The sequence below is a fragment of the Streptomyces sp. NPDC007095 genome (assembly GCF_040634475.1).
Classification (GTDB): domain Bacteria; phylum Actinomycetota; class Actinomycetes; order Streptomycetales; family Streptomycetaceae; genus Streptomyces.
In genome coordinates, this window is record NZ_JBEYFS010000413.1 from 1 (window position 1) to 5,317 (window position 5,317).

General features: G+C 69.5%; 3 protein-coding genes, 1 pseudogene and 1 riboswitch. All 4 genes and pseudogenes read left to right on the forward strand.

From position 1 onward, the window contains the following. Positions 1–239 precede the first annotated feature (239 nt). The gene (locus tag ABZ656_RS56245; RefSeq protein WP_360280239.1) at positions 240–746 is read left to right on the forward strand and encodes a GNAT family N-acetyltransferase; all 507 of its coding nucleotides are present in this window, start codon (positions 240–242) and stop codon (positions 744–746) included. Positions 747–763: 17 nt separating this feature from the next. After that, a riboswitch (cobalamin riboswitch) is annotated at positions 764–938 on the forward strand. 200 nt (positions 939–1,138) lie between these two features. Continuing rightward, positions 1,139–3,469: a ribonucleoside-diphosphate reductase subunit alpha gene (locus tag ABZ656_RS56250; RefSeq protein ID WP_101403732.1), complete on the forward strand. Its 2,331-nt coding sequence runs from the start codon at positions 1,139–1,141 to the stop codon at positions 3,467–3,469. After that, on the forward strand, positions 3,469–4,482 hold the full coding sequence (locus ABZ656_RS56255; protein ID WP_054228144.1) for a ribonucleotide-diphosphate reductase subunit beta: 1,014 nt from the start codon (positions 3,469–3,471) through the stop codon (positions 4,480–4,482). Before ABZ656_RS56250 ends, ABZ656_RS56255 begins: the two co-directional genes overlap by 1 nt. Before the next feature lie 374 nt (positions 4,483–4,856). Next, positions 4,857–5,317, forward strand: a pseudogene (locus ABZ656_RS56260) (hypothetical protein); the annotation flags it as partial.

Consider the following 5,317-nt stretch of genomic DNA (forward strand, 5'->3'; position numbering starts at 1 on the left):
CCGGTGGAAGTCCGGCCGCATCACCATCACCGAGGCGATGGGCGCCCAGTAGCCGTGGCCCAGGGCCCGCGCCCCAAAAACCCGGGGCTCCGGGGCACAGCCCCGTGCCCCAGGGGCGCGGGGAACTGCGCGCCAAGCCCCCACCCACCCGCAGTCGAAGAACCGCGCGAACAACCCCCACGGGCCGTCGGACGAAAATCCGGCGGCCCGTTCCCGCACCCTGTTGCACACTCACCGGCATGGACCTCCGCATCAGACACGCCCACCCCCACGAATACGACCGCATCGGCGAGATCACCGCACAGGCCTACCTCGGCGACGGCCTGCTCGACTTCGGGGAGAATGACGAGTACCTCGGCGAACTGCGGGACGTGGCCAAACGGGCCGCCGCCGCGGAAGTCCTCGTCGCCGTGGACCACGACCACATCCTCGGCGCCGTGACCTTCGTACCGCGCGGCGGCCCCATGGCCGACATAGCCCGCCCCGGCGAAGCCGAGATCCGTATGCTCGCCGTCGCACGCGAGTCCCGCGGCCGAGGTGCCGGCGAGACCCTCGTTCGCGCCTGCGTCGACCACGCACGCACCACCGCCGGCTGCGTACGCGTCGTGCTCTCCACCCAGCGCACCATGCACGCCGCCCACCGCATCTACGAACGCCTCGGCTTCACCCGCACCCCCGACCGCGACTGGAACCCGCTCCCGGACCTCGACGACATCACTCTCCTCACCTACGAGTTGACACTCTGACACCGGCACGACACAACATCTGGTGGTGTCACCGCGGCCCGGCACAAGATGTATGCTCATGCTCGCTGTCGCCGCAGGGGAATCCGGTGCAAATCCGGAACTGTCCCGCAACGGTGTACTTGTACGTGTTCGCACACCCGCGCCCATGTACTCGCGTCAGTCCGAGGACCTGCCGACAGCGCGCCCGGCCATCCGGCCCGGGTGCATGACGTCCGGGCCTCGCGGAATGGGCCGGTGGACGCGACGCCGTGTGCGCTCGTGAGCTGCCCTGCCCTCCGCCAGGCCCCGTGCCTAGCGAGGGAGAGCCCCAAGTGACCATCGCGCCAGCCGACCCGGCTTCAGCTACCGCTTTCGCACAGCAGGAGCAGCAGCAGCAGCGGAAGCAGGCCCCGGTGGAGACGGACGGTCCCGGTACCACGCTGCTGCGTACCCTGACCGACCTCACCGCCGACCTCCCCGACGCCGACCCCGGCCGGGTCGCCGCCGCCACGCTGCGCGGCCGGTCCGCGCGCGCGGACGACACGGAGCTGCGCGAGCTGGCCACCGAGGCGGCCGCGGGCCTCATCTCCGAGGACCCCGCCTACTCCCGGCTGGCGGCCAGGCTGCTGACGATCAGCATCGCGGCGGAGGCCGCCTCACAGGGCGTCACGTCCTTCTCCGAGTCGATCGCCACGGGTCACCGCGAAGGCCTGATCGCCGACCGCACGGCGGAGTTCGTCCAGCTGTACACGGCCCGGCTGGACGCGCTGATCGACACCGACGGCGACGACCGCTTCGGCTACTTCGGCCTGCGCACCCTGCACAGCCGCTATCTGCTCCGGCACCCGATCACCCGCAAGGTCATCGAGACGCCCCAGCACTTCATGCTGCGCGTGGCGTCGGGCCTGGCCGAGGACGACACGAGCCGGGCCCTGGACGAGGTCGCGGCGCTCTACGGGCTCATGAGCCGCCTCGACTACCTTCCCTCGTCCCCCACGCTGTTCAACTCCGGTACGCGGCACCCGCAGATGTCGTCCTGCTACCTCCTCGACTCCCCGCTGGACGAGCTGGACTCCATCTACGACCGCTACCACCAGGTGGCCCGCCTCTCGAAGCACGCGGGTGGCATCGGTCTTTCGTACTCCCGGATCCGTTCGCGCGGTTCGCTGATCCGCGGTACGAACGGGCACTCCAACGGGATCGTCCCGTTCCTGAAGACCCTCGACGCCTCGGTCGCCGCGGTGAACCAGGGCGGCCGGCGCAAGGGCGCGGCCGCGGTCTACCTGGAGACCTGGCACTCCGACATCGAGGAGTTCCTGGAGCTGCGCGACAACACCGGTGAGGACGCCCGCCGTACGCACAACCTGAACCTCGCGCACTGGATCCCGGACGAGTTCATGCGCCGGGTCGACGCCGACGGGCAGTGGTCCCTCTTCTCGCCCTCCGACGTGCCCGAGCTGGTCGACCTGTGGGGCGACGAGTTCGACGCCGCGTACCGCAGGGCGGAGGCGGCCGGCCTCGCCAAGAAGACCATCCCGGCCCGTGACCTCTACGGCCGCATGATGCGTACCCTCGCGCAGACCGGCAACGGCTGGATGACCTTCAAGGACGCCGCCAACCGCACCGCCAACCAGACGGCGGAGCCGGGCCACACCGTCCACTCCTCGAACCTCTGCACCGAGATCCTGGAGGTCACGGACGACGGGGAGACTGCGGTCTGCAACCTCGGCTCGGTCAACCTCGGCGCCTTCGTCGTCGACGGGGACATCGACTGGGAGCGGCTGGACGAGACGGTCCGCACCGCCGTCACCTTCCTCGACCGTGTCGTCGACATCAACTTCTACCCGACCGAGCAGGCCGGCCGGTCGAACGCGAAGTGGCGGCCCGTCGGCCTCGGCGCGATGGGGCTCCAGGACGTCTTCTTCAAGCTGCGCGTGCCCTTCGACTCGCCCCGGGCCCGCGCGCTCTCCACCCGGATCGCCGAGCGGATCATGCTCGCCGCGTACGAGGCCTCGGCCGACCTCGCGGAGCGCAGCGGCCCGCTCCCGGCCTGGGAGAAGACCCGTACGGCCCGTGGCGTCCTGCACCCCGACCACTACGGCGTGGAACTGACCTGGCCGGAGCGCTGGGCGGCCCTGCGGGAACGTATCGCCGCCGTGGGCATGCGCAACTCCCTCCTCCTCGCCATCGCGCCCACCGCCACCATCGCGTCCATCGCGGGCGTGTACGAGTGCATCGAGCCGCAGGTTTCCAACCTGTTCAAGCGCGAGACGCTCTCCGGTGAGTTCCTCCAGGTCAACTCCTATCTGGTGAACGAGCTGAAGAACCTCGGCGTGTGGGACGCGCAGACCCGGGAGGCGCTGCGCGAGTCCAACGGCTCGGTGCAGGGCTTCACCTGGGTCCCGCAGGACGTCCGCGACCTCTACCGCACCGCGTGGGAGATCCCGCAGCGCGGCCTCATCGACATGGCCGCCGCCCGCACCCCGTTCCTGGACCAGGCCCAGTCCCTGAACCTCTTCCTGGAGACGCCGACCATCGGCAAGCTCTCCTCGATGTACGCGTACGCCTGGAAGTCGGGCCTGAAGACGACGTACTACCTGCGCTCCCGCCCGGCGACCCGTATCGCCCGCGCCGCCCAGGCACAGGCCCAGCCCGAGAAGACCATCCCCGTGCAGGCGATCCCCGACGAGGACGCCGTCGCCTGCTCCCTTGAGAACCCCGAGTCCTGCGAGGCCTGCCAGTAATGAGCTCCACCGAAAAGAACCTGCTCGACCCGGGCTTCGAACTCACGCTCCGCCCCATGCGTTACCCGGACTTCTACGAGCGCTACCGGGACGCCATCAAGAACACCTGGACCGTGGAGGAGGTCGACCTCCACTCGGACGTGGCCGACCTCGCGAAGCTCTCGCAGGGCGAGCAGCACATGATCGGCCGGCTGGTCGCGTTCTTCGCGACGGGCGACTCGATCGTGTCGAACAACCTCGTGCTGACCCTCTACAAGCACATCAACTCCCCCGAGGCGCGCCTGTATCTCTCCAGGCAGCTGTTCGAGGAAGCGGTCCACGTCCAGTTCTATCTGACCCTGCTGGACACCTACCTCCCCGACCCGGAGGACCGCGCCGCCGCCTTCGACGCCGTCGAGAGCATCCCCTCGATCCGCGAGAAGGCAGAGTTCTGCTTCAAGTGGATGGACTCGGTGGAGAAGCTGGACCGTCTGGAGACCAAGGCGGACCGGCGTCGATTCCTGCTCAACCTCATCTGCTTCGCCGCGTGCATCGAGGGCCTCTTCTTCTACGGCGCCTTCGCGTACGTCTACTGGTTCCGCAGCCGGGGTCTGCTGCACGGTCTCGCCACCGGCACCAACTGGGTGTTCCGGGACGAGACGATGCACATGTCCTTCGCCTTCGAGGTGGTGGACACCGTGCGCAAGGAGGAGCCGGAGCTCTTCGACGACCAGCTCCAGCAACAGGTCACCGACATGCTGAGGGAGGCCGTCGAGGCCGAGCTGCAGTTCGCGCGCGACCTGTGCGGTGAGGGCCTGCCGGGCATGAACACCGACTCGATGCGCCAGTACCTGGAGTGCGTGGCCGACCAGCGTCTCCAGCGCCTCGGCTTCGCCCCGGTGTACGGCTCCGAGAACCCCTTCTCCTTCATGGAGCTCCAGGGCGTCCAGGAGCTGACCAACTTCTTCGAGCGCCGCCCCTCGGCGTACCAGGTGGCGGTGGAGGGCTCGGTCGGCTTCGACGAGGACTTCTGACGGTACGAAGGCTTCTGACGGTACGACACCGGTGATGCCGGGGACGCGCGTTGCGTCCCCGGCATCACCGCGTCTCGTCCATGGGCCTTCCATGCACCGTCCATGGACCCCCTATGGGGCGGCAAAGTTCTTCGGGCGTGGCTATCCGGGCGTCATCGGCCCCGGCTAGGTTCTGGCCGTCCTGACATGTCACGTACAGCGGCATGGTGGGGCGCTGAATTGGCATGCCCATGGCAAATTCGCACTTTTCTCACGCTACGCGCGTCACGGGCCTGCCACGCAACGCCGAGAACCCCCACTTCCGGCTGTGGAGCCGTGCGCGGCCCTACCCCGGCCCGCACGGCACCGGCCTCAAACCGATGGAGGCAGCACCCATGCGTGAGACACCCCCCAGCAGGCCCGCCCGGCGACTGCGAAGACTTCTGACCGCCGCCGCGCCCGCCCTCGCCCTCACGGTCGCCGGACTCATGGCGGCCCCGGCCGCGAACGCGCAGCCGGCGCCGACCACCGCCAAGCCCTCCCGGGCCGCCCAGAACGCGAAGGCCCTGACCGCCCCGGCCGCGCAGGCCCTGCACGCCACGGGCAAGGCGGGCCAGAAGGTGCCGACCACACACCTGTGCGGCGCCCCGACGGCCGGTCACGCGGCCTGTTTCGCGCAGCGCCGCACCGACATCAAGCAGAAGCTGGCCGCCGCGATCTCACCGAACGCCGCCGCCGCGGTGTCCGGCCTGAGCCCGGCGAACCTGCACAGCGCCTACAACCTGCCCTCCACCGGCGGCTCCGGCCTGACCGTCGCCGTGGTCGACGCGTACAACGACCCCAACGCGGAATCGGA